Source organism: Campylobacter sp. 2018MI13 (genome assembly GCF_018501135.1).
Taxonomy (GTDB): Bacteria; Campylobacterota; Campylobacteria; order Campylobacterales; family Campylobacteraceae; genus Campylobacter_E.
Genome location: NZ_JAHCZC010000298.1, coordinates 1 through 388 on the forward strand (window position 1 = coordinate 1; position 388 = coordinate 388).

Annotated in this window: 1 protein-coding gene; it reads right to left on the reverse strand. The window is 49.0% G+C overall.

The window, feature by feature from the left end; all coding sequences use genetic code 11:
* Positions 1-371, reverse strand: a 371-nt coding sequence (locus tag KJQ99_RS10675; protein ID WP_284467064.1) for an RNA polymerase sigma factor region1.1 domain-containing protein, incomplete at its 3' end; no start/stop codon positions are given.
* Between the last annotated feature and the right edge of the window lie 17 nt (positions 372-388).

Sequence of the window (388 nt, forward strand, 5' to 3'; positions counted from 1 at the left end):
CGTTTAGCGATGTCGATTTCGCCTTCCCGGGTCAACAGTTCAACAGTGCCCATTTCACGCATATACATGCGTACCGGGTCAGTCGTACGACCGATTTCAGACTCAACACTGGACAGAACTTGTGCAGCAGCTTCTTCCGCATCTTCATCGGTGCTGGTGGTATTTTCAGCCAGCAGCAGATCATCGGCATCAGGCGCTTCTTCCATTACCTGAATACCCATGTCGTTGATCATTTGGATGATATCTTCAATTTGATCTGAATCGACGATATCTTCCGGCAGATGGTCATTGACCTCAGCATAGGTCAGATAGCCTTGCTCCTTACCACGGGTGACAAGAAGTTTCAGCTGTGACTGCGGGTTTTGCTCCATAAGACGGTATCCACACT